Here is a 23634-nt window from a genome sequence, read left to right as displayed (position 1 = left end):
TGCGTGAATTACCAGATGTATGCGATCACTTCGCCGCCGACTTTTTGTTGGCGAGCTTCTTTGTCTGTCATAACACCTTTAGATGTTGAAACGATAGCGATTCCGAGACCACCGAGTACTTTCGGGATTTCATCAGCTTTCGCGTAAACGCGAAGACCTGGTTTCGAGATACGTTTGAGTCCAGTGATGACGCGTTCGTTGCTTGCGCCGTACTTAAGGAATACGCGGAGCGTACCTTGTTTGCTGTCCTCGAGATATTCAACATCGCGGATGAAACCTTCACGTTTGAGGATTTCAGCGACTTCACGTTTGATTGTAGAAGCTGGCATTTCCAACTTCTCATGGCGAACCATGTTTGCATTACGAATGCGTGTAAGCATATCTGCAATCGGATCTGTCATAACCATGCGATGTACCTCCTTTCACAACTTTAATGAATTACCAGCTTGCTTTTTTAACACCAGGGATTTGACCTTTATGAGCAAGATCACGGAACTTAATACGGCTGATACCGAATTTACCAATGTAACCGTGTGGACGGCCAGTGATACTGCAACGGTTGTGTAAACGAACCGCTGAAGAGTTACGTGGGAGTTTGCTCAAGCCGATGTAGTCGCCTTGTGCTTTCAATTCTGCGCGTTGTTCAGCGTAGCGCTCTACGAGTGCTTGGCGTTTTACTTCACGTGCGATCATTGATTTCTTAGCCATGTGTGCGGCCTCCCTTATTTTTGGAATGGCATGCCGAGTGCTGTGAGAAGCTCACGTGACTCTTCATCCGTATTAGCAGTTGTAACGATAACGATGTCCATACCACGGACTTTAGATACGCGATCGTAGTCGATCTCTGGGAAGATCAATTGTTCCTTCACGCCTAGCGTGTAGTTACCACGGCCATCGAATGATTTCTTCGATACACCACGGAAGTCACGTACACGTGGAAGTGACACGTTGATCAACTTGTCGAGGAACTCATACATGCGCTCTCCACGAAGTGTTACCTTCGCGCCGATTGGCATACCTTCACGAAGTTTGAAACCAGCGATTGATTTCTTAGCTTTCGTGATGAGTGGCTTCTGACCAGTGAGGAGCTGAAGCTCTTCGACTGCCATGTCAAGTGCTTTCGTGTTCGTAACAGCGTCACCAACACCCATGTTGATTACGATCTTATCGACTTTCGGCGCTTGCATTACAGAAGTATAGTTGAATTTCTCCATCATTACTTTGACGATTTCGTCTTGGTATTTAGCTTTTAAACGGTTCATCAGAAAGTGGACCTCCTTTCTTTAAATCTTCTTATTTATCTAAAGCTTCGCCCGATTTTTTAGCGATACGTACTTTCTTGCCGTCAACCACAGTGAAACCAACGCGTGTTGGGTTTCCTGTCTTAGGGTCGATGAGCATAACGTTCGATACGTGAATCGGTGCTTCTTTCTCGACAATTCCGCCTTGCGGGTTGAGTTGAGAAGGTTTTGAGTGTTTTTTGATCATGTTAACGCCTTCGACGATAATGCGATCTTTTTTAGGCATAGCAGTAAGGACAACACCTTGTTTGCCTTTATCTTTACCAGTCATAACCTGAACTTTATCACCTTTTTTGACATGCATCGTTAGAGCACCTCCTTGTAGGAATTCTTTGGAATTAAAGTACTTCCGGTGCCAACGAGACGATCTTCATGAAGTCTTTTTCACGAAGTTCGCGTGCGACTGGTCCGAAGATACGTGTGCCACGTGGGCTTTTATCATCTTTGATGATGACTGCTGCATTTTCGTCAAAACGGATGTACGAACCGTCTTTACGACGAACGCCACGTTTAGTACGAACGACTACTGCGCGTACAACTTCACCTTTTTTGACAACGCCACCTGGTGTTGCTTGTTTAACTGTGCAAACAATTACGTCACCGATGTTAGCAGTTTTGCGACCAGATCCTCCGAGGACTTTGATCGTCAAGACTTCACGAGCTCCTGAGTTGTCTGCTACTTTCAAGCGAGATTCTTGTTGAATCATACGATTGTACCTCCCTCCGGATGTTTATTCATCCGAACTAATTAGAGTTTAGATGATTACTGCTTTTTCGACGACTTCTACGAGACGGAAACGTTTGTCTTTAGAAAGTGGACGTGTTTCTTGAATGCGTACGACGTCACCGACTTTAGCTGTGTTGTTTTCATCATGCGTTTTGTACTTCTTAGAGTAGTTTACGCGTTTGCCGTAGAGCTTATGCTTTACTTTAGTCTCAACTGTAACTACGATCGTTTTATCCATTTTGTCAGATACGACGCGTCCAGTTAACACTTTGCGGTTGTTTGTGCGTTCCATTGAGTGTTCCTCCTCTCAGAATCCGAGTGAATTATGCGTTGTTGATGCCGAGTTCGCGTTCACGAAGAACGGTTTTCGCGCGTGCAATCGACTTGCGCACTTCACGGATACGAGCAGGGTTCTCAAGCTGACCAGTCGCAAGTTGGAAACGAAGGTTGAACAACTCTTCTTTCCACGAACCGACTTTACCGTTGAGCTCTTCTGTAGTTTGCTGACGGAGATCAGTTGCTTTCATTCGTATCACCACCATTTTCTTCACGTTTTACGAACTTACATTTTACTGGAAGTTTGTGTGATGCAAGACGGAGAGCTTCGCGTGCGATCTCTTCCGATACTCCTGCGATTTCGAACATTACTTTCCCCGGTTTGACGACTGCAACCCAGCCCTCCGGAGCACCTTTACCTGAACCCATTCGGACTTCAAGAGGTTTTTTAGTGTATGGTTTATGTGGGAAAATCTTGATCCACACTTTACCACCACGTTTCATATAACGAGTCATCGCGATACGCGCTGATTCGATTTGACGGCTAGTGATCCAGCTAGCTTCTTGAGCTTGGATACCGAACTCGCCGAAGTGTACTGTAGTACCACGTTTCGCTTTACCACGCATGTTGCCGCGGTGAACACGACGATATTTTACACGTTTTGGTAACAACATGTTGTGTTGCCTCCTTCCCTAGACGGATGTGGATTATTGTTCGTTAGATGCTGCTTTTTTCGTAGGAAGCACTTCACCGTGGTGGAGCCATACTTTTACGCCAATTTTGCCGTAAGTTGTATCAGCTTCAGCAGTACCGTAATCGATGTCTGCACGGAGTGTATGAAGTGGAACTGTTCCTTCTGAATACTTCTCTGAACGAGCGATATCAGCGCCGCCAAGACGACCAGAAACTTCAGTCTTGATTCCTTTGATACCTGAACGCATCGAGCGTTGGATTGATTGCTTCATTGCACGACGGAACGATACACGGCCTTCAAGTTGGCGTGCGATGTTCTCAGCGACAAGTTTAGCAACTGCATCCGGGTTTTTCACTTCAACGACGTTAACGTGAACGCGTTTGCCTTTTGCAAGGTTAGTGATGTCTGTACGAAGTGTTTCGATTTCAGAACCGCCTTTACCGATAACCATACCCGGCTTAGCAGTGTGAAGTGAGATGTTCAAGCGGTTTGCTGCGCGCTCGATTTCAACTTTAGAGACACTAGCGTCTTTAAGACGTTTTTCGATATATTCACGAACTACGTAGTCTTCATGAAGGAGATCAGCATAGTCTTTATCTGCGAACCAACGTGATTCCCAGTCTTTGATGATACCTACGCGAAGACCAGTTGGGTTAATCTTCTGACCCACGGTAATCCCTCCTTATTTTTCAGATACCACGATGTGAACGTGGCTCGTACGTTTGTTGATGCGGCTTGCGCGACCCATTGCACGTGGGCGGAAACGTTTGAGCGTTGGACCTTCGTTGACGTAAGCCTCTGTTACTACGAGGTTTTCGATGTTCATGTCGAAGTTGTGCTCAGCGTTCGCGATTGCCGATTTCAATACTTTCTCAACGATTGGCGTTGCTGCCTTGTTCGTGTAAGCAAGAATCGAAAGTGCTTCACCGATTTGCTTCCCGCGGATTAAGTCTACTACTAGACGTGCCTTACGAGGAGCAATGCGAACCATATTAGCCGATGCTTTTGATTGCATAATGAGTACCTCCCCTCAGATTAACGTTTAGTCTTCTTATCGTTTCCAGCATGTCCTTTGTAAGAACGTGTTGGCGCGAATTCACCAAGTTTGTGACCGACCATATCTTCTGTCACGTAAACCGGTACGTGTTTACGACCATCGTAGACAGCGATCGTGTGACCGATGAACTCTGGGAAGATTGTAGAACGGCGTGACCAAGTTTTGATAACATGCTTGTCACCAGCTTCGTTGGCTTTGTCAACCTTAGCGAGCAAATGGTGATCTGCAAATGGACCTTTTTTCAAGCTGCGACCCATAGTTGTACCTCCCTTTGGCATGATTCAGGAACGGTTCCTGCGAACCGTTCAGAAATCACGTAATTATTTTTTAGAACGACGGACGATATATTTATCGCTCGCTTTGTTTTTCTTACGAGTTTTGTATCCGAGTGCCGGTTTACCCCAAGGAGTAAGTGGGCCCGAACGACCGATTGGAGCACGTCCTTCACCACCACCGTGTGGGTGATCAACTGGGTTCATTACAGAACCACGAACTGTAGGACGTTTTCCGAGCCAGCGTGAACGACCAGCTTTACCGATATTGACGAGCTCGTGCTCTTCATTACCGACAGCGCCGACTGTTGCACGGCAAGTAGCAAGGATCATACGTGTTTCGCCTGATTGGAGACGAACGATCGCGTATTTACCATCTTTACCGAGAAGCTGAGCAGAAGTACCAGCTGAACGAACGAGCTGACCACCTTTACCTGGCTTAAGTTCGATGTTGTGGATCAATGTACCAACTGGGATGTTTGAAAGTGGAAGAGCGTTACCGACTTTAATGTCAGCCTCAACTCCTGACATGACTTGCATGTCAACTTTCAATCCTTTAGGTGCGAGGATGTAGCGTTTTTCACCATCGATGTAGTGGACAAGAGCGATGTTTGCAGAGCGGTTCGGATCGTACTCGATTGTAGCGATACGGCCAGCGATGCCATCCTTGTTCCGTTTGAAGTCGATGATACGGTATTTACGTTTGTGTCCGCCACCTTGGTGACGTACTGTCAAGCGACCTTGGTTGTTACGTCCGCCCTTTTTCGAAAGCTTTTCAGTTAACGATTTTTCAGGACGTGAAGCCGTAATCTCAGCAAAGTCAAGCGCAGTCATATTACGACGACCGTTAGTGGTCGGTTTAAACTTTTTAATTCCCATCGAGAGTTCCCTCCTTTTCTACAGAGTACCGATTAACCGAGGTAATCGAGTTCTTTGCTATCTGCAGTAAGCGTGACGACCGCTTTTTTGCGGCGTGCTGTGTAACCAGCGTGACGACCTACGCGTTTTGCTTTTGGTTTTGAGATAAGTGTGTTGATTTTTTCAACTTTAACGCCGAAGATCGCTTCAACTGCATCTTTGATTTGTGGCTTAGATGCCTTTACGTCTACTTCGAACGTGTACTTTTTCTCAGCCATTTGGTTCACTGAGCGTTCAGTAATTACAGGACGTTTGATAATGTCGTGTGCGTTTGCCATTATGCAAGCACCTCCTCTACTCTCGCAACAGCATCCTTCGTGAAGATGACTTTGTCGTGTGCGACAAGATCAAGGACGTTTACTCCAGCAGCGTCAACGACTGTGACACCAGGAATGTTGCGTGTTGAAAGAACGACTGTCTCGTTGTAATCAGCAGTAACGACGAGGACTTTACGTTCGATTGAAAGAGCAGCGAAGACCGAAATCATATCTTTCGTTTTCGGAGCATCGATTGTCAATCCTTCAAGAACGATGAACTCGTTGTTAGCGACTTTCGAAGAAAGTGCTGAACGTAATGCGAGACGACGAACCTTTTTAGGAAGTTTATAAGCGTACGAACGTGGTGTTGGACCGAAGACTGTTCCACCGCCAACCCATTGTGGCGAACGGATCGAACCTTGGCGTGCACGACCAGTACCTTTTTGTTTCCATGGTTTACGGCCGCCACCGCGAACTTCCGAGCGACCTTTTGTATCATGTGTACCTTGGCGACGTGAAGCTTGTTGCATGACGATTGCATCGTATACGACTGCTTCGTTTGGCTCGATTCCGAAAACGGCATCTGCCAACTCGATGTCTCCAACTTGTGTACCTGTTTGGTTAAGCAAAGCTACTTTAGGCATTCGTTATTCCTCCTTTCCTTGCAAACAAATTAGTTGCCTTTTACCGCAGTTTTGACGACAACTTGGCTCTTACGTGCGCCTGGGATAGCACCCTTGACGAGGAGTAAGCCGCGTTCTACATCAACTTTTACGATTTCAAGGTTTTGAACAGTGACTTGCTCTCCACCCATGCGTCCTGGGAGCAATTTCCCTTTGAATACACGGTTTGGAGCGACAGGACCCATTGAACCTGGGCGACGGTGGTAACGCGAACCGTGAGCCATTGGACCACGTGATTGGTTGTGACGCTTGATTGCTCCAGCGAAACCTTTACCTTTCGACGTACCTGTTACATCAACCATTTCGCCTGCAGCGAAAGTATCTGCTTTAATCTCTTGACCGATTTCGAAATCTGTTACAGATGTACGGATTTCTTTAATGAAGCGCTTAGGTGTCGCACTAGCTTTCGCTGCGTGACCTTTTTGCGGTTTGTTTTGACGACCTTCTTTGATATCACCAAAGCCGAGTTGGACTGCTTCGTAACCGTCCACTTCCATTGTCTTCAATTGAAGAACAACGTTACCCTCTACTGAAACAACAGTAACTGGTACTACTTCGCCTGACTCGTTGAAGATTTGTGTCATACCGAGTTTAGTTCCTAAGATTCCTTTAGCCATGAGATACACCTCCTAATATTGAATGATTTTGATCTTCTGGCTAGTATCAACTATTTATAGAAGAAAAATTAAAGTTTGATTTCGATGTCAACGCCCGATGGAAGTTCAAGACGCATAAGCGCATCAACTGTTTTCGGTGTTGGGTTAACGATGTCGATCAAACGTTTGTGTGTACGCATTTCGAACTGCTCACGAGCATCTTTGTACTTGTGAACGGCACGAAGTACTGTGTAGATCGCTTTCTCCGTTGGGAGTGGGATCGGACCAGATACAGTAGCACCAGAACGTTTTGCTGTTTCGACAATTTTCTCAGCCGATTGATCAAGCACGCGGTGATCGTATGCTTTCAAACGGATCCGAATTTTTTCATTTGCCATGTTGTTTCCCTCCTTTTCGCCTATTTTGTAAATAGACATTCTCCGCGGAAATTTCCACACTAGCCATGGCAATGCCGCCTGGTGTGTCATAACCTCCCGCTTCATCGCGTTGTGTTTGTGACCAACATATACTAGTTTACTTAATTCCAAGCTAGAAAGCAAGTAAAATAAAATAGAATTTGTTTTCAAGTCTCTCACCACTCGCACAAACACTTTCCTCAGTATATAAGATGTCTGACCATGTTGCAAGACTGTTTTGAAAGAAATGAAAAAAGGCCTTCCGTCACGGGAGACGGAAGACCTTTTTGTCTTAAAAATTACTCAACGATTTCTGTTACTGATCCAGCGCCTACTGTACGGCCACCTTCACGGATTGAGAAACGAGTTTCTTTTTCAAGAGCGATTGGCGCGATGAGTTCAACAGTCAATTCGATGTTGTCCCCAGGCATTACCATTTCAGTTCCTTCAGGAAGTTGGCACATACCAGTTACGTCAGTTGTACGGAAGTAGAACTGTGGACGGTAGTTACCGAAGAATGGCGTGTGACGGCCACCCTCTTCTTTTGAAAGGATGTAAACTTGCGCTTTGAAAGTTTTGTGCGGTGTGATTGTGTTTGGTTTCGCGAGAACTTGTCCACGCTCGATGTCATCACGTGATACACCACGGAGAAGTGCTCCGATGTTGTCGCCAGCTTCAGCATAGTCAAGAAGCTTACGGAACATCTCTACACCAGTACATACTGATTTTTTAGTTTCTTCGTGAAGACCAACGATTTCAACTTCGTCGTTGACTTTAAGAACTCCACGCTCAACGCGGCCAGTAGCTACTGTACCACGACCAGTGATTGAGAAAACATCCTCAACTGGCATCATGAAGTCTTTTTCAGTGTCACGAGTTGGCTCAGGGATGTACTCATCAACAGCTGTCATGAGTTCCATGATTTTTTCTTCCCATTTAGCTTCGCCGTTAAGCGCGCCGAGAGCAGATCCTTGGATAACTGGGAGGTCATCGCCTGGGAAGTCGTACTCAGAAAGAAGTTCGCGGATTTCCATTTCAACGAGTTCAAGAAGCTCTTCGTCGTCAACCATGTCGACTTTGTTCATGAATACTACGATGAAAGGAACACCTACTTGACGTGAAAGCAAGATGTGCTCACGTGTTTGTGGCATTGGACCATCAGTTGCAGAAACAACGAGGATCGCGCCGTCCATTTGTGCAGCACCAGTGATCATGTTTTTAACATAGTCAGCGTGACCTGGGCAGTCAACGTGTGCATAGTGGCGTTTTTCTGTTTCGTACTCGATGTGAGCTGTTGCGATAGTGATACCGCGCTCGCGCTCTTCTGGAGCACCATCGATTTGGTCAAACTTAGTAGCAGTTTTACCTTGTGATTTTGCAAGTACAGCTGAGATAGCTGCTGTCAAAGTTGTTTTACCGTGGTCGACGTGGCCAATTGTACCAACGTTAACGTGCGGTTTAGAACGGTCGAATTTTTCTTTACCCATTCTGAATTCCTCCTCTATGTGTCTAATAATATTTTATAACTAGGAAGGTGAATCGTCGAATAACGTACACCTTCCTTAGCTTACACTAATCATAAAAGCGTGACAACCTGTGAAGGATTAGCCGTTTGCTTTTTTGATGATTTCTTCAGCAACTGATTTCGGTACTTCTTCGTAGTGATCGAAGTGCATCGAGTACGTTCCGCGACCTTGTGTGCGTGAACGAAGACCAGTAGCGTAACCGAACATCTCTGAAAGTGGAATCATCGAACGAACGACTTGAGCGTTCCCGCGAGCTTCCATACCTTCAACGCGTCCACGGCGTGATGTAACATCACCCATGATGTCTCCCATGTATTCATCTGGGATAACGATTTCAACTTTCATCATTGGCTCAAGGATAACAGCGCCGCTCTTATCTTTAAGTTGTTTGACGGCCATTGAAGCCGCGATTTTAAATGCCATCTCGTTTGAGTCGACATCGTGGTACGATCCGAAAACGAGTGCCGCTTTAACGTCAACTACTGGATAACCAGCAAGGATACCGTTTTGAAGCGCTTCTTCGATTCCGTGTTCAACCGCTGGGATGTATTCACGTGGAACAACACCACCGACGATTTTGTTGTTGAACTCAAAGCCAGCACCTTCTTCGTTTGGCTCGAATTCTACGACGACGTGACCATACTGACCACGACCACCTGATTGACGAGCAAACTTAGAATCGATTTTCGCCGCTTGGCGAATCGTTTCACGGTAAGCTACTTGTGGAGCACCAACATTTGCTTCGACTTTAAATTCGCGACGCATACGGTCAACGATGATGTCGAGGTGAAGCTCACCCATACCTGAGATGATCGTTTGACCAGTCTCTGGGTTTGTTTCCGTGCGGAATGTTGGATCCTCTTCAGCAAGCTTAGCGAGTGCTTGACCCATTTTATCTTGGTCAGCTTTCGTTTTTGGTTCGATTGCGACCGAGATAACCGGTTCTGGGAATGTCATTGATTCGAGAACGACGTTGTCTTTCTCTGCACAAAGCGTATCTCCAGTAGTAGTATCTTTAAGACCTACAGCTGCTGCGATGTCACCAGCGAAGACCATTGGGATCTCCTCACGGCTGTTCGCGTGCATTTGAAGGATACGTCCAAGACGCTCACGTTTCCCTTTTGTTGAGTTCTTGACGTAAGATCCTGCCGAAGCTGTACCAGAGTACACACGGAAGAATGTCAATTTACCAACATACGGGTCAGTCATAACTTTGAATGCAAGTGCAGAGAATGGCGCTTCGTCAGTTGACTCACGAATGATCTCTTCTTCTGTATCCATGTTAATCCCTGTGATCGCTTTTACGTCGACTGGTGATGGGAGGTAGTCAAGGACTGCGTCAAGCATAAGCTGAACACCTTTGTTCTTGAATGCCGAACCAACGAGAACTGGGTAGAAATCTACTGTAAGAGTCGCTTTACGGATACCCGCTTTAAGCTCTTCAATTGTGATTTCCTCGCCCTCGAGGTATTTCATCATCATTTCTTCTTCGTAATCTGCAACTGCTTCGATTAATGATGCACGAAGTTCTTCAGCTTCTTCTGCGAATTCTGCAGGGAAACCGTCAGTTTCTTCGATATCAGTACCGAGGTCGTTACCGTACATGTATGTTTTCTTTTCAACGAGGTCGATGATTCCTTTGAATTCATCTTCTGCGCCGATCGGGATTTGGATTGCGTGTGCGTTAGCTTGAAGGCGGTCGCGAAGCGTTCCAACCGAGTACAGGAAGTCTGCACCGATTTTATCCATTTTGTTAACGAAAACGATACGTGGTACGCCGTAAGTTGTAGCTTGGCGCCATACTGTCTCAGTTTGTGGCTCAACACCAGACTGAGCATCAAGTACTGCTACCGCACCATCAAGTACACGGAGTGAACGTTCAACTTCAACAGTGAAGTCTACGTGTCCAGGTGTATCGATGATGTTTACGCGGTTACCTTTCCATTGTGCAGTTGTTGCTGCAGATGTAATCGTGATTCCACGTTCTTGCTCTTGCTCCATCCAGTCCATCTGTGAAGCACCTTCGTGCGTTTCACCAATCTTGTGGATACGACCCGTGTAATAGAGGATACGCTCAGTCGTTGTTGTTTTACCAGCATCGATGTGGGCCATGATCCCGATATTACGGGTGTTCTTAAGGGAGAATTCTCTTGCCATCTTTAAACATTCTCCTTTCGCATTTTAGTTTAGTGTCCGTGTGTTGCCACACGTCATGACTATACCCGAAAGCCACCTCATATTTCCATACAAAATGGCATAGATGAGGTGGTTGATTCCGGATTTACCAGCGGTAGTGAGCAAACGCTTTGTTCGCTTCCGCCATTTTGTGCATATCTTCGCGCTTCTTAACTGAAGCACCAGTGTTGTTTGCAGCGTCCATGATTTCGTTAGCAAGACGAGCATCCATTGTTTTTTCGTTACGGAGACGTGAGTAGTTCACGAGGTAACGAAGTGCAAGTGTCGTACGGCGCTCAGGGCGGACTTCGACAGGAACTTGATAGTTAGCTCCACCTACACGGCGTGCTTTAACTTCAAGAACTGGCATGATGTTGTTCATCGCCTCTTCAAAAACTTCCATTGCATCGCGACCTGAACGTTCAGCGATAGCTTCAAAAGCTTTGTATAAGATTTGTTGAGCAGTACCTTTTTTACCATCTAACATAAGACGGTTGATAAGGCGGGTAACGAGTTTAGAGTTGTAGATCGGATCAGCCATTACATCACGGCGTTCTACTTGACCTTTACGTGGCATTCCGAGTCCCTCCTTTCATATAGTGAGGTGATATCTTCTGATATCTAGATTATTTTTTTGCTGCTTTTGGACGTTTAGTACCATATTTCGAACGACCTTGCATACGGCCGTCAACTCCAGCTGTATCGAGTGCACCACGAACGATGTGGTAACGTACCCCTGGTAAGTCTTTTACGCGACCGCCGCGAATAAGAACAACACTGTGCTCTTGCAAGTTGTGGCCGATACCTGGGATGTAAGCTGTTACTTCCATTGTGTTCGTTAAACGTACACGTGCGTACTTACGAAGAGCCGAGTTCGGTTTCTTCGGAGTCATTGTACCTACACGAGTACAAACACCACGTTTTTGTGGTGAGCTGATGTCAGTACGAGCTTTGATAAAGCTGTTGTACCCTTTGTTCAGCGCTGGCGAATCTGATTTTACAACTTTTGATTGACGTCCTTTACGGACTAATTGGTTGATAGTAGGCATCTTTGAGATCCTCCCTTCCTGAATTCATGACAAGTTTCAAAACCACCGAGCCGGGTGGTTCATCGAAAGTCATAATGAAACGTTTTGCGTGGCTCAGGCATTCCATCGCCACACAAAACGTATTATCAAACTTTCTTAATAGCAACAGCAGTTGCTGCAACGTCGATTCCACAAGCCTTACCAAGCTCAAGCTTAGAAGGAACGCTCACAACTGGAACGTTTGCTTGTTTCGCCGCATCGAGCAATGCTTGCTTTACGTGTTCATCTGCGTCATCTGCGATGATCACTTCCGACGCCTTGCCAGATCGCAATGCTTTGAGCGTTTGCTTTTGACCGACAAACTTCAAATCTGCGCCGACTACTTTTTTGTAAGACATGAAGATATCCTCCAAAATAACACAGCCGGTTGGCAACACTATATCATAGTAGCACCGCCATACCGGCGTGTCAAGGCGTTTTATTCTACAGGAGAATCTGCTTCTACAGGTGCTTCGCCTGCAATCTCGAGACCGATTTGACGGTAACGTGTCATTCCTGTACCAGCTGGAACAAGTTTACCGATAATAACGTTCTCTTTCAAGCCGCGAAGGTAGTCGCTCTTCCCTTTAATCGCCGCATCCGTAAGGACACGAGTAGTTTCCTGGAACGAAGCAGCTGATAGGAACGAATCCGTCTCAAGCGACGCTTTAGTGATACCGAGGAGAACTGGTTTAGCCGAAGCGAGTGCTTTACCGGCACGGAGCGCTTCTTTACATGCTTCTTTAAATGTGCTGATATCGACTAGCGAACCTGGTAAGAGTGATGTCTCACCAGACTCGATGACGCGGACGCGACGGATCATCTGACGTACCATGACCTCGACGTGCTTGTCACCGATCTCAACCCCTTGCATCCGGTATACTTTTTGAACTTCTTGAAGAAGATAGTTCTGTACGCCTGATACACCTTTGACGTTCAAGAGTTCTTTCGGGTCGATTGAACCCTCTGTGAACACTTGTCCGGCTACAACTTCTTCACCGAGTTGAACACGAAGACGTGATCCGAAAGGAATCGTGTATGTCCGTGTTTCGCTCAGACCTTGAATCGTCAACTCACGCTTATCACGCGACTCCGTAAAGTCGATGACTTGTCCGTCGATTTCCGAGATGACCGCTTGACCTTTCGGGTTACGGGCCTCGAACAATTCCTGGATACGCGGAAGACCTTGTGTGATATCGTCTCCGGCAACCCCACCTGTGTGGAAGGTACGCATTGTAAGCTGCGTTCCTGGCTCACCGATTGATTGTGCCGCGATGATTCCGACTGCTTCGCCGACTTCGACGTCGTTACCAGTCGCAAGGTTACGTCCGTAACATTTCTTACAGACACCATGACTTGTATTACAAGTGAAGGCTGTACGAATCTCAACGTTGTCGATGCCTGCGTCCGTGATAGCACGCGCGATATCTTCGTCGATGAGTTCGTTTGTTGAAACGAGGACTGCTCCTGTTTCCGGGTGAACGACTTTTTCGAACGCCGTACGGCCAACGAGTCGGTCGTAGAGGTTTTCGATTTCTTCTGTTCCTTCGCGGAGTGCTGTAACACGGATACCACGATCCGTTCCACAATCATCTTCGCGAATGATAACATCTTGCGCGACGTCAACGAGACGACGAGTCAGGTAACCTGAATCGGCAGTCTTCAAGGCTGTATCGGCAAGACCTTTACGGGCACCGTGCGTCGAGATGAAGTATTCCTGAACCGTCAGACCCTCACGGAACGAAGATTTGATCGGGAGCTCGATGATCCGTCCACTTGGAGCGGCCATGAGTCCACGCATCCCTGCAAGCTGCGTAAAGTTTGATGCGTTACCACGGGCACCAGAGTCACTCATCATGAAGATCGGGTTCAAACGGTTGAGGGATTTCATCAGACGAGACTGAATTTCATCCTTCGCGTCATTCCACGATTTAACGACACGCTCATAGCGCTCTTCTTCTGTGATGAGACCACGGCGATACGATTTCATAACGCGGTCAACATTATCTTGTGCCTCGACCAGGATTTCCTGTTTATCCGGAAGTACGATGATATCAGCGATACCAACCGTAATACCCGCACGTGTCGAGTGTTTGAAACCAAGGTTTTTCATTCGGTCAAGCATGCGGCTCGTCTCAGTCGTTTCAAAACGCTTGAAGACTTCTGCGATGACATTTCCGAGGAATCCTTTTTTGAATGGTTCGATGATCGGACGGCTCTTGATTTCAGCCGCGATATCCGTTCCTTTTTCAAGGAAGTACTGATCAGGCGTTGCTTCCTGCAGATTGTTCATCGATGGTTCATTCAAGTATGGGAACGTCGTTGGGAGGATCTCGTTGAAGATCAACTTACCGACCGTCGTAACCAGTAACTTCTCGTTTTGCGCTTCCGTGAAGGTCGGGTTCTTCAGAACGCCGGCCGGAATCGCAACACGTGTGTGGAAGTGAACATACCCATTTTGGTAGGCAATCAACGCTTCATTCACGGTCGAGAATGTTTTCCCTTCGCCGATTGCGTTTTCACGCTCAAGCGTCAGGTAGTAGTTACCGAGGACCATATCCTGCGATGGTGTAACAACAGGCTTACCGTCTTTCGGGTTCAAGATGTTTTGTGCAGCGAGCATGAGAAGACGGGCTTCTGCTTGGGCTTCTGCTGAAAGTGGTACGTGAACCGCCATTTGGTCACCATCGAAATCGGCGTTGTAAGCCGTACATACGAGTGGGTGAAGACGAATCGCGCGACCTTCGACGAGTGTCGGTTCGAACGCCTGGATACCGAGACGGTGAAGCGTCGGGGCACGGTTCAAGAGAACCGGATGCTCACGGATGACTTCTTCTAAAACGTCCCAAATTTCAGGTTGAACACGTTCGATTTTCCGTTTTGCACTCTTGATGTTTGGTGCGATGCCACGTGAGACAAGCTCTTTCATGACAAACGGTTTGAAGAGTTCAAGGGCCATTTCTTTCGGAAGACCACATTGATACATCTTCAGGTTTGGACCAACGACGATAACCGAACGACCAGAATAGTCGACTCGTTTACCGAGTAAGTTTTGACGGAAACGTCCTTGTTTCCCTTTCAGCATGTGTGAAAGAGATTTTAATGGACGGTTACCCGGTCCAGTAACCGGACGACCGCGACGACCGTTATCGATCAAGGCATCGACCGCTTCTTGCAACATCCGTTTTTCATTCTGAACGATGATGTTCGGAGCGCCAAGGTCAAGAAGACGCTTGAGACGGTTGTTACGGTTGATGACACGACGGTATAAGTCGTTTAAGTCAGATGTCGCGAAACGTCCACCATCAAGCTGGACCATCGGACGGAGTTCCGGCGGGATGACCGGTAATACTTCAAGAACCATCCACTCCGGGTTGTTGCCTGAGTTGCGGAAAGCATCGAGGACTTCAAGACGTTTGATCGCACGTGTACGACGTTGTCCTTGAATCATTCGAAGATCTTCACGTAAGCCAGCTACTTCTTTTTCGAGTTCAACGTCACGGAGCAATTTACGAACTGCTTCCGCACCCATTTCAGCGGTAAACGAACTACCGAATTTCTCGCGGTAGGCGCGGTACTCTTTTTCTGAAAGAAGTTGTTTCTTCTCGAGTGTCGATTCGCCTGGATCCGTGACGACGTACGACGCGAAGTAAATGATCTCTTCGAGTGCACGCGGTGACATATCAAGGACGAGACCCATACGACTTGGGATTCCTTTAAAGTACCAGATGTGCGAAACCGGTGCTGCAAGTTCAATGTGACCCATGCGCTCACGACGGACTTTCGACTTGGTTACTTCAACACCACAACGGTCACAAATGATTCCTTTATAACGAATCCGTTTGTATTTCCCGCAGTAACATTCCCAGTCTTTTGTTGGACCAAAAATCCGTTCACAGAACAAGCCGTCTTTCTCTGGCTTGAGCGTACGATAGTTGATCGTTTCCGGCTTCTTCACTTCCCCGAAAGACCACGAACGGATCTTTTCAGGGGAAGCGAGGCCGATTTTCATATATTCAAATCTATTAACATCTACCAAGGGGTGGACCTCCCTTTCGCTTATTCCTCTTCAGTAACAACTGGTGCGACAGGCGCTTGAACTTCTTCGAGTGCTGGAGTCGCGTTCGGGATGTTGTCATCGTCGTCGTCTTTCATTTCGATCTCTTCATCTTCGGCAGACATCATCTTAACATCCATACCAAGTGATTGAAGCTCTTTAATGAGGACTCGGAACGATTCCGGCACGCCCGGTTGTGGTACATTTTCGCCTTTAACGATCGCTTCATATGCTTTAACACGACCGATTGTATCATCGGATTTGATTGTCAGGATCTCTTGGAGCGTATAAGCGGCACCGTATGCTTCCAGTGCCCATACTTCCATCTCACCGAAACGCTGTCCACCGAACTGGGCTTTACCACCGAGCGGCTGCTGCGTAACGAGCGAGTAAGGACCCGTCGAACGTGCGTGAAGTTTATCATCGACCATGTGGGCGAGTTTGATCATATACATGACACCAACCGAGATGCGGTTATCGAAGGCTTCACCAGAACGTCCATCATACAGGATCGTCTTAGCGTCGCGGTCCATACCGGCCTCTTCAATCGTTGCCCAAACATCTTCCTCACGTGCACCATCGAATACCGGCGATGCAACTTTGATTCCGAGTTGGCGTGCAGCCATACCAAGGTGAAGCTCGAGCAACTGCCCGATGTTCATCCGTGATGGTACACCAAGTGGATTCAACATGATGTCGATTGGTGTGCCGTCTGGCATGTACGGCATGTCTTCTTCCGGCAGGATACGTGAGATAACACCTTTGTTACCGTGACGTCCCGCCATTTTATCTCCTTCGTGAATCTTACGCTTCTGAACGATGTACGCACGGATCAACTGGTTGACACCAGGTGACAGTTCGTCGCCGTTATCACGATCGAAGATTTTCACGTCAAGGATGATTCCGTCGCCGCCGTGTGGAACACGAAGTGACGTATCACGAACTTCACGTGCTTTTTCACCGAAGATTGCATGAAGCAGACGTTCTTCAGCTGTCAATTCCGTTACGCCTTTAGGTGTAACTTTACCGACTAAGATATCCCCGTCTTTAACTTCAGCACCGACACGGATGATTCCGCGGTCGTCGAGGTTTTTCAGGGCGTCGTCGCCGACATTTGGAATGTCACGAGTGATCTCTTCCGGTCCGAGTTTTGTATCACGTGATTCACACTCATATTCTTCAATGTGAATCGATGTGTAGACGTCGTCTTTCACGAGACGTTCACTCATGATGACAGCATCCTCGTAGTTGTAACCATCCCATGTCATGAAACCGACGAGTACGTTACGACCAAGCGCAAGTTCCCCACCGTCCATCGATGGACCATCTGCAAGGATCTCGCCTTTATCGACAGGATCGCCTACTTTGATGATTGGTTTTTGGTTATAGCACGTTCCTTGGTTAGAACGAATGAATTTCTGGATCTTGTAACGGTCAAGTTCACCTTGAATGATGTTGCCATCGACTTCCGTCGTACGACGGACAAGGATTTCACGGGCCGTTACACGCTCAGCGATACCTGAATGTTTTGCAACAACAGCAGCACCTGAGTCTTTTGCAGACACGTACTCCATCCCGGTACCGACAATCGGTGATTCCGGATCAAGAAGAGGTACGGCCTGACGTTGCATGTTCGCTCCCATGAGGGCACGGTTCGAGTCATCGTTCTCTAAGAACGGGATACATGCCGTCGCTGCCGAAACAACCTGTTTCGGTGAAACGTCCATGTAATCGACACGAGGTGGTTCGACAGATAAGTTTTGTCCACGGAAACGTGACAAGACGTGTGTATCTTGGAACGTCTTCTCTTCCGTCAACAACATATTTGCCTGTGCGACGACGTAGAGATCTTCTTCGTCGGCCGTCATGTAGTGAATTTCATTCGTGACGACACCCGTTTCCGGATCGACACGACGGTATGGTGCTTCGATGAAACCATACTCATTGACTTTCGCGAACGAAGACAGTGAGTTGATCAGCCCGATGTTCGGACCCTCAGGCGTTTCAATCGGACACATACGGGAATAGTGCGAGTAGTGAACATCTCGGACTTCAAAGCCGGCACGCTCACGTGTGAGACCACCGGGTCCAAGTGCAGATAGACGACGTTTGTGCGTCAACTCAGCAAGCGGGTTCGTTTGGTCCATGAACTGTGATAACTGCGAGCTACCGAAGAACTCTTTAATCGATGCGATAACAGGACGAATGTTGATCAATGCCTGTGGCGTGATCGCATTCTGGTCTTGAATCGACATCCGCTCCTTGACGACACGTTCCATACGAGAAAGCCCGATCCGGAACTGGTTTTGGAGCAATTCACCGACTGAACGGAGACGACGGTTACCGAGGTGGTCGATATCGTCTGTCGTTCCTACTTCATGCAACAAGTTGAAGAAATAGTTGATGGCAGCAATCATGTCAGCAGGCGTAATGTGCTTGATGTCACGATCGATGTTACCGTTACCGATGATATTGATGATGCGTTCACCTTCAGCATCGTCCGGTGCGAACACCTTGATCGACTGTAAGTTGAAGGCTTCGCCTTGCGTTACGCCGCCAGTTGGCGTCGCTTCGATGTAACCGACAGATCCTTCAAGGAATGGCAAGACTTTGTCGAGCATGCGACGGTCAAGAACCGTTCCTTCTTCTGCGATCACTTCCCCTGTTTCCGGATCGACAAGCGTTTCCGCAAGTTTCTGCCCGAACAGACGATTCTTCAGATGAAGTTTTTTGTTGATTTTATAACGACCAACGTTTGCCAAATCATAACGTTTCGGGTCAAAGAACCGTGACACGAGAAGTGCTTTCGCATTTTCGACAGTCGGTGGCTCTCCCGGACGCAGACGCTCATAAATTTCAATGAGGGCTTTTTCCGTTGTTTCTGTATTATCTTTTTCAAGGGAGTTACGGAGGTACTCATCATCTCCAAGGAGATCGATGATTTCCTGATCCGTACCGAAACCAAGAGCACGTAAAAGAACCGTTACTGGAATCTTACGCGTGCGGTCGATTCGGACGTATACGATATCTTTCGCATCTGTCTCAAGTTCGAGCCATGCTCCACGGTTCGGGATGACCGTTGCCGAAAATCCACGTTTACCATTTTTATCTAACTTATTGTTGTAATACACACTTGGCGAACGAACAAGCTGGGAAACGATAACTCGTTCCGCACCATTAATAATGAATGTTCCCGACTCCGTCATAAGCGGGAAGTCACCCATAAAGACTTCTTGTTCCTTCAATTCACCCGTCTCTTTGTTTTGAAGACGGACTTTTACGCGTAGTGGTGCCGAATAGGTCACATCGCGCTCTTTTGATTCATCAATCGAATACTTCGGCTCTCCGAGCGAGTAGTCGATGAATTCTAATACGAGATTTCCTGTAAAGTCGGAAATCGGCGAGATATCATGAAACATCTCACGAAGACCTTCCCGTAGGAACCATTCGTATGAATTCGTTTGAATCTCAATAAGGTTTGGAAGTTCTAAAACTTCGCTGATACGTGCATAGCTTCTTCTCTGACGGTGACGACCGTACTGAACAAGTTGACCAGTCAACTGATTCACCTCTCAGACCCAGTTCTTCTTCTTGAGAAGGACGGGTGTAATATCGAACATTGAAGCCATTTTTTGACCGATAAGCGCAAAAAAGCGACGTCTTGTCTACTCAATCATCTGTAGTCGAGAACGCCAGCTGCTTCAAACTGCTTATCCAAAAATCACTCCAATGGCATTTTATAATACTATCATAGACATTAGACAAGGTCAACGACAAATCACTCGATTTGTCAAGACCGAATTGATTTAAATATCGAATACCCTTTATCGCGGGTAACCGTCTCACATGAACCAAATACTTCTTCCATCAACTTCTTCGCTGATGGGCCACCTTGTTTCTTTTGAATAACGACCCATAAGGCCCCGCCAATTTCCAAATGGTCATACGCTTCCCGTAAAATCCGGTGAACAACCGGCTTCCCCGCCCGAATCGGTGGATTCGTCACGATCGCTGCAAACGTCTGTTCAGCCACGCCAGCATATCCGTCACTTACACCGGTCGTCACGGAAACACCATTCGCACGTGCATTGTCAGCCGCAAGCTCAAGAGCCCGCTCGTTTACATCTACTAAAACGGCTTCTCGTCCGGTCGTTTTCGCAAGCGAAATGCCCATCGGACCATATCCGCACCCGACATCCAAAATTGCTCCCGGTACATCCGGCTCCACAAAGGCTTCAATCAGTAAACGCGAACCGAAATCAACGCCGCCTTTTGAAAACACTCCATGATCCGAAGTGAAGCGGAACGTTTCACCACGTAAGACGAATTCCCACGACTTTGGATCCCGTTTCGAGGAGGGATCATTTGTGTAATAATGATCTGCCATGTTTCCTTCCCCTCTCTATATTAAAGTTGAAAACAAAAGAAGCCCGCAAAGCGAGCTTCTTTTGTTTTAAGTGAAGAAGAAAATTACTTAACTTCTACGCTTGCGCCAGCTTCTTCAAGCTTAGCTTTGATTGCGTCAGCGTCTTCTTTCGAAACGCCTTCTTTAACTGGAGCCGGAGTTCCGTCAACGAGTGCTTTCGCTTCTTTAAGACCGAGGCCTGTCAATTCGCGAACTGCTTTGATGACGTTGATTTTACCAGAACCTGCGCTAGTAAGGATTACGTCGAATTCAGTTTGCTCTTCAGCTGCTGCTGCGCCTGCACCTGCTGCTGCTACTGGAGCTGCTGCTGATACGCCGAATTCTTCTTCGATTGTTTTTACGAGTTCGTTAAGTTCAAGAACAGTCATGCCCTTGAGGTCTTCGATAAATTGCTCTTTGTTGAAAGCCATTATGGTTTTCCTCCTTTGATTTAACCCACGTTGGGGTGTGAAAAATTGTGTGTTTGCCTATCCCGCTAAGCGGATATTAAGCAGATTGTTCTTCTTTTTGCTCTGCAATTGCGTTCGTTGCCACCGCAAGACCACGGATTGGCGCTTGAAGCACGCTGAGAAGCATCGAAAGGAGACCTTCGCGTGATGGAAGTTCCGCAAGGGCTTTGACATCTTCTACTGAAGTGACTTTGCCTTCGATGATACCACCTTTAAGCTCAAGAGCTTTGTGGTCTTTCGAGAAGTTGTTTAAGATCTTAGCTGGAGCGATAACGTCTTCATTGCTGAAGGCGATCGCAGTAGGACCTGTAAAGACTTCGTCAAGACCTTCAAGATTGCTTTGAACTGCAGCACGGCGGAGGAGACCGTTTTTATAAACTTTGAATTCAACACCCGCTTCGCGGAGTTGTTTACGAAGTTCTGTTACTTCGTCTACTGTGAGACCACGGTAGTCGACGACGATTGTTCCAGCGCTCGCTTGCATTTTCTCAGCGATCTCAGATACGAGATCCGCTTTGACAGCGATAACTTTTTCGTTTGCCATTTCTGTTGCACCTCCTGGTAAATGGAATGTACCGGCGCGAGGGGCTGCTCGATTTCAAATAAAAAGCCTCCGTCTGCCAGGCAGAGGAGGCGTAATCGTCAAAAAGGATACCTGAACAAACAGGCTCTCTGAGCAAGAACACCTCGGAAGGGTTTATGCTCAATCGATGAGCACCTTCTGTCTACGGTATGTCGAATATATCAACGTTTTATACTGTAACAGCGTTCTTAGAACGTTGTCAAGTTCGTTTTAGACGAAATTATTTCGCAAAGTCAGCTGAAGATACTTTTACACCAGGACCCATTGTTGAAGCGATCGCGATGTTCTTAAGGTAGATACCTTTAGCAGTAGCAGGCTTAACTTTAACGAGAGTTTCGATGACTGTGTTGATGTTCTCAACCAATTTAGCGTCATCAAATGATTTTTTACCGACTGGAACGTGGATGTTACCAGATTTGTCGACACGGTACTCAACTTTACCAGCTTTGATATCGTTGATTGCTTTAGTGACGTCAAATGTAACTGTTCCTGTTTTCGGGTTAGGCATGAGGCCTTTAGGTCCGAGAACACGGCCGAGTTTACCAACTTCACCCATCATGTCAGGTGTCGCAACGATAACATCGAAGTCGAACCATCCTTGTTGGATTTTAGTGATGTACTCAGAATCACCAGCGAAGTCTGCTCCAGCAGCTTCCGCTTCTTTTAATTTCTCACCTTTAGCAAAGACGAGAACTTTTTGTGTTTTACCAGTACCGTGTGGCAATACGACTGCTCCACGGATTTGTTGATCTGCTTTCTTCGGATCGACTCCGAGACGAACAGCAAGTTCGATTGTTTCATCGAATTTCGCAGTGGCAGACTTTTTAGTCAAGTCTACTGCTTCAGCGAGTTCGTATGAAACCGTACGATCGATAAGTTTAGCAGCTTCTTTATACTTCTTACCCATTTTAGGTTCCTCCTTTGTGGTTGTGCGGAAAATCCTCCCACATAATGAAAGGGTAGCAAGGCTTCAAGTAACTATCCGCCTGCGACCCTCATCGTTGTTCATTGCAATCAAAAGACTCAGTCTTCGATTACGATACCCATAGAACGTGCAGTACCTTCAACCATCAACATCGCTGTTTCAACAGATGCTGCGTTGAGGTCTGGCATTTTCGTTTCAGCGATTTCGCGAACTTTGTCACGTTTGACAGTCGCTACTTTCTTACGGTTAGGCTCGCCTGAACCGCTCTCGATTCCAGCTGCTTTCTTCAAGAGAACTGCTGCTGGTGGAGTTTTAGTAATAAACGTAAATGAACGATCTTCAAAAACCGTGATGACTACAGGAATAATCAAGCCGGCTTGGTCTTGTGTACGAGCGTTGAACTCTTTACAGAAGCCCATGATGTTCACACCTGCTTGACCGAGTGCCGGTCCAACTGGTGGAGCTGGGTTTGCTTTGCCCGCAGGAATTTGAAGTTTAACTAGTTTCATAACCTTCTTCGCCACGAGACACACCTCCTTAATTCTTTAATGTGGTTTAATTGGACGTTGCGCGTCCTCCCACTCATTCTATTCGACGAGTAATTTATCGAAATAAGCACAACATCAAACAGGAAAAATTGTACCATTAAAATAAAAGTTTCGCAATAGGAAACTTAATCTATTTTCTCAACTTGTGAGAAATCGAGCTCTACTTTCGTTTCACGACCGAACATATCGACAGAAACTTTCATTTTTTCTGTTTCTGTTTCAAGTTCTTCGATCGTACCTTCCAGGTTCGCAAAGACACCTTCTTTGATCCGTACGATTTGTCCCATTGTAAAGTCATAACGACTCTTCATGTCAACAAGTCCCATTGATCCGAGAATGTTTTCCGCTTCTTCTGGAAGAAGTGGTGTCGGTTTTGAACCGCCGCCAACCGAACCGAGGAATCCCGTGACGTTCGGTGTGTTACGGACGACATACCAAGAATCATCCGTCATGACCATCTCCACGAGGACATACCCCGGGAAAATCTTGATTTCACGTTCCTTGATTTTCGTTTCACCTTTTTTGTTTGTTACTTCTTCCTGTACCGTTTCGATTGGAACGAGTACACGGAAGATTTTCTCGTCCATGTTCATGGATTCAATCCGACGCTCAAGATTTGCCTTGACGTTATTTTCGAATCCAGAGTACGTTTGGACAACAAACCACTGCTTATCCATGGT

General features: G+C 46.8%; 29 protein-coding genes and 1 other annotated feature. All 29 genes read right to left on the bottom strand.

Translation table 11 applies throughout. From position 1 onward, the window contains the following. Nucleotides 1-8 precede the first annotated feature (8 nt). The 29 genes from rpsH to nusG all read right to left on the bottom strand — a co-directional run bounded on the left by rpsH (nt 9) and on the right by nusG (nt 23631). A complete protein-coding gene (rpsH, locus tag DVG79_RS14715; RefSeq protein ID WP_012369023.1) occupies nt 9-407 on the bottom strand; it encodes a 30S ribosomal protein S8 in 399 nt (132 codons plus the stop codon). A gap of 31 nt (nt 408-438) precedes the next feature. Beyond that, complete coding sequence (gene rpsN / locus DVG79_RS14710) at nt 439-708, bottom strand: 30S ribosomal protein S14 (protein WP_012369022.1); 270 nt, start codon at nt 706-708, stop codon at nt 439-441. 14 nt (nt 709-722) lie between these two features. After that, the gene (gene rplE / locus DVG79_RS14705; RefSeq protein ID WP_012369021.1) at nt 723-1262 is read right to left on the bottom strand and encodes a 50S ribosomal protein L5; all 540 of its coding nucleotides are present in this window, start codon (nt 1260-1262) and stop codon (nt 723-725) included. Nucleotides 1263-1293: 31 nt separating this feature from the next. Then, nucleotides 1294-1605, bottom strand: coding sequence for a 50S ribosomal protein L24 (gene rplX / locus DVG79_RS14700; protein ID WP_014969156.1), 312 nt, complete (start codon nt 1603-1605; stop codon nt 1294-1296). A gap of 34 nt (nt 1606-1639) precedes the next feature. Next, nucleotides 1640-2008, bottom strand: a complete 369-nt coding sequence (rplN, locus tag DVG79_RS14695) for a 50S ribosomal protein L14 (protein WP_012369019.1) — start codon at nt 2006-2008, stop codon at nt 1640-1642. A gap of 48 nt (nt 2009-2056) precedes the next feature. Beyond that, nucleotides 2057-2320 (bottom strand): 30S ribosomal protein S17, encoded by a 264-nt coding sequence (rpsQ, locus tag DVG79_RS14690; RefSeq protein ID WP_026826917.1) that lies wholly within the window; start codon nt 2318-2320, stop codon nt 2057-2059. A gap of 31 nt (nt 2321-2351) precedes the next feature. Next, complete coding sequence (rpmC, locus tag DVG79_RS14685) at nt 2352-2555, bottom strand: 50S ribosomal protein L29 (protein WP_012369017.1); 204 nt, start codon at nt 2553-2555, stop codon at nt 2352-2354. Then, nucleotides 2542-2979 (bottom strand): 50S ribosomal protein L16, encoded by a 438-nt coding sequence (gene rplP, locus DVG79_RS14680; protein WP_012369016.1) that lies wholly within the window; start codon nt 2977-2979, stop codon nt 2542-2544. The genes rpmC and rplP overlap by 14 nt, the downstream gene beginning before the upstream one ends. 33 nt (nt 2980-3012) lie before the next feature. Next, nucleotides 3013-3669: a 30S ribosomal protein S3 gene (gene rpsC, locus DVG79_RS14675; RefSeq protein ID WP_012369015.1), complete on the bottom strand. Its 657-nt coding sequence runs from the start codon at nt 3667-3669 to the stop codon at nt 3013-3015. 12 nt (nt 3670-3681) lie between these two features. Further along, nucleotides 3682-4014 carry a 50S ribosomal protein L22 gene (gene rplV, locus DVG79_RS14670; protein ID WP_012369014.1) on the bottom strand — a complete coding sequence of 111 codons (333 nt, stop codon included), beginning with the start codon at nt 4012-4014 and terminating at the stop codon, nt 3682-3684. A gap of 20 nt (nt 4015-4034) precedes the next feature. After that, nucleotides 4035-4313, bottom strand: coding sequence for a 30S ribosomal protein S19 (gene rpsS / locus DVG79_RS14665; protein WP_012369013.1), 279 nt, complete (start codon nt 4311-4313; stop codon nt 4035-4037). 63 nt (nt 4314-4376) lie between these two features. Next, the gene (gene rplB, locus DVG79_RS14660; RefSeq protein ID WP_012369012.1) at nt 4377-5207 is read right to left on the bottom strand and encodes a 50S ribosomal protein L2; all 831 of its coding nucleotides are present in this window, start codon (nt 5205-5207) and stop codon (nt 4377-4379) included. Between the two features lie 32 nt (nt 5208-5239). Then, nucleotides 5240-5524, bottom strand: a complete 285-nt coding sequence (gene rplW, locus DVG79_RS14655; RefSeq protein WP_014969151.1) for a 50S ribosomal protein L23 — start codon at nt 5522-5524, stop codon at nt 5240-5242. Then, nucleotides 5524-6147 carry a 50S ribosomal protein L4 gene (gene rplD / locus DVG79_RS14650; RefSeq protein ID WP_012369010.1) on the bottom strand — a complete coding sequence of 208 codons (624 nt, stop codon included), beginning with the start codon at nt 6145-6147 and terminating at the stop codon, nt 5524-5526. The genes rplW and rplD overlap by 1 nt, the downstream gene beginning before the upstream one ends. 29 nt (nt 6148-6176) lie before the next feature. Then, nucleotides 6177-6803, bottom strand: a complete 627-nt coding sequence (rplC, locus tag DVG79_RS14645) for a 50S ribosomal protein L3 (RefSeq protein ID WP_012369009.1) — start codon at nt 6801-6803, stop codon at nt 6177-6179. A gap of 68 nt (nt 6804-6871) precedes the next feature. After that, nucleotides 6872-7180 (bottom strand): 30S ribosomal protein S10, encoded by a 309-nt coding sequence (gene rpsJ / locus DVG79_RS14640; protein WP_012369008.1) that lies wholly within the window; start codon nt 7178-7180, stop codon nt 6872-6874. Nucleotides 7181-7497: 317 nt separating this feature from the next. Then, a complete protein-coding gene (tuf, locus tag DVG79_RS14635; RefSeq protein ID WP_026826916.1) occupies nt 7498-8685 on the bottom strand; it encodes an elongation factor Tu in 1188 nt (395 codons plus the stop codon). Between the two features lie 117 nt (nt 8686-8802). Next, nucleotides 8803-10881, bottom strand: a complete 2079-nt coding sequence (gene fusA, locus DVG79_RS14630; protein WP_114597366.1) for an elongation factor G — start codon at nt 10879-10881, stop codon at nt 8803-8805. A gap of 124 nt (nt 10882-11005) precedes the next feature. Next, nucleotides 11006-11476 (bottom strand): 30S ribosomal protein S7, encoded by a 471-nt coding sequence (gene rpsG, locus DVG79_RS14625; RefSeq protein WP_012369005.1) that lies wholly within the window; start codon nt 11474-11476, stop codon nt 11006-11008. 49 nt (nt 11477-11525) lie between these two features. Further along, the gene (rpsL, locus tag DVG79_RS14620) at nt 11526-11948 is read right to left on the bottom strand and encodes a 30S ribosomal protein S12 (RefSeq protein WP_012369004.1); all 423 of its coding nucleotides are present in this window, start codon (nt 11946-11948) and stop codon (nt 11526-11528) included. 125 nt (nt 11949-12073) lie between these two features. Further along, entirely contained in the window at nt 12074-12325 is a 252-nt protein-coding gene (locus tag DVG79_RS14615; protein WP_026834304.1) for a ribosomal L7Ae/L30e/S12e/Gadd45 family protein, read from the bottom strand. An 80-nt stretch (nt 12326-12405) separates the two neighbouring features. Beyond that, the gene (gene rpoC, locus DVG79_RS14610; RefSeq protein ID WP_114597365.1) at nt 12406-16005 is read right to left on the bottom strand and encodes a DNA-directed RNA polymerase subunit beta'; all 3600 of its coding nucleotides are present in this window, start codon (nt 16003-16005) and stop codon (nt 12406-12408) included. Nucleotides 16006-16025: 20 nt separating this feature from the next. Further along, the gene (gene rpoB, locus DVG79_RS14605) at nt 16026-19583 is read right to left on the bottom strand and encodes a DNA-directed RNA polymerase subunit beta (RefSeq protein WP_114597373.1); all 3558 of its coding nucleotides are present in this window, start codon (nt 19581-19583) and stop codon (nt 16026-16028) included. A 230-nt stretch (nt 19584-19813) separates the two neighbouring features. Further along, on the bottom strand, nt 19814-20410 hold the full coding sequence (locus DVG79_RS14600; RefSeq protein ID WP_114597364.1) for a class I SAM-dependent methyltransferase: 597 nt from the start codon (nt 20408-20410) through the stop codon (nt 19814-19816). Between the two features lie 83 nt (nt 20411-20493). Next, nucleotides 20494-20859 (bottom strand): 50S ribosomal protein L7/L12, encoded by a 366-nt coding sequence (rplL, locus tag DVG79_RS14595; RefSeq protein ID WP_012368999.1) that lies wholly within the window; start codon nt 20857-20859, stop codon nt 20494-20496. 76 nt (nt 20860-20935) lie between these two features. Further along, nucleotides 20936-21442, bottom strand: a complete 507-nt coding sequence (rplJ, locus tag DVG79_RS14590) for a 50S ribosomal protein L10 (protein ID WP_012368998.1) — start codon at nt 21440-21442, stop codon at nt 20936-20938. A 50-nt stretch (nt 21443-21492) separates the two neighbouring features. Beyond that, nucleotides 21493-21647, bottom strand: a sequence feature (ribosomal protein L10 leader region). A 54-nt stretch (nt 21648-21701) separates the two neighbouring features. Beyond that, entirely contained in the window at nt 21702-22388 is a 687-nt protein-coding gene (gene rplA / locus DVG79_RS14585; protein WP_034769418.1) for a 50S ribosomal protein L1, read from the bottom strand. Nucleotides 22389-22504: 116 nt separating this feature from the next. Continuing rightward, complete coding sequence (gene rplK, locus DVG79_RS14580) at nt 22505-22930, bottom strand: 50S ribosomal protein L11 (RefSeq protein WP_012368996.1); 426 nt, start codon at nt 22928-22930, stop codon at nt 22505-22507. Nucleotides 22931-23079: 149 nt separating this feature from the next. Next, nucleotides 23080-23631, bottom strand: a complete 552-nt coding sequence (gene nusG, locus DVG79_RS14575) for a transcription termination/antitermination protein NusG (RefSeq protein WP_026826909.1) — start codon at nt 23629-23631, stop codon at nt 23080-23082. Nucleotides 23632-23634 lie beyond the last annotated feature (3 nt).

The sequence above is a fragment of the Exiguobacterium sp. RIT594 genome, from assembly GCF_003339585.1.
Taxonomy (GTDB): domain Bacteria; phylum Bacillota; class Bacilli; order Exiguobacteriales; family Exiguobacteriaceae; genus Exiguobacterium_A.
The sequence above is the reverse complement of the archived record's forward strand: the minus strand, read 5'-3'. Positions and strand labels throughout refer to the sequence as shown.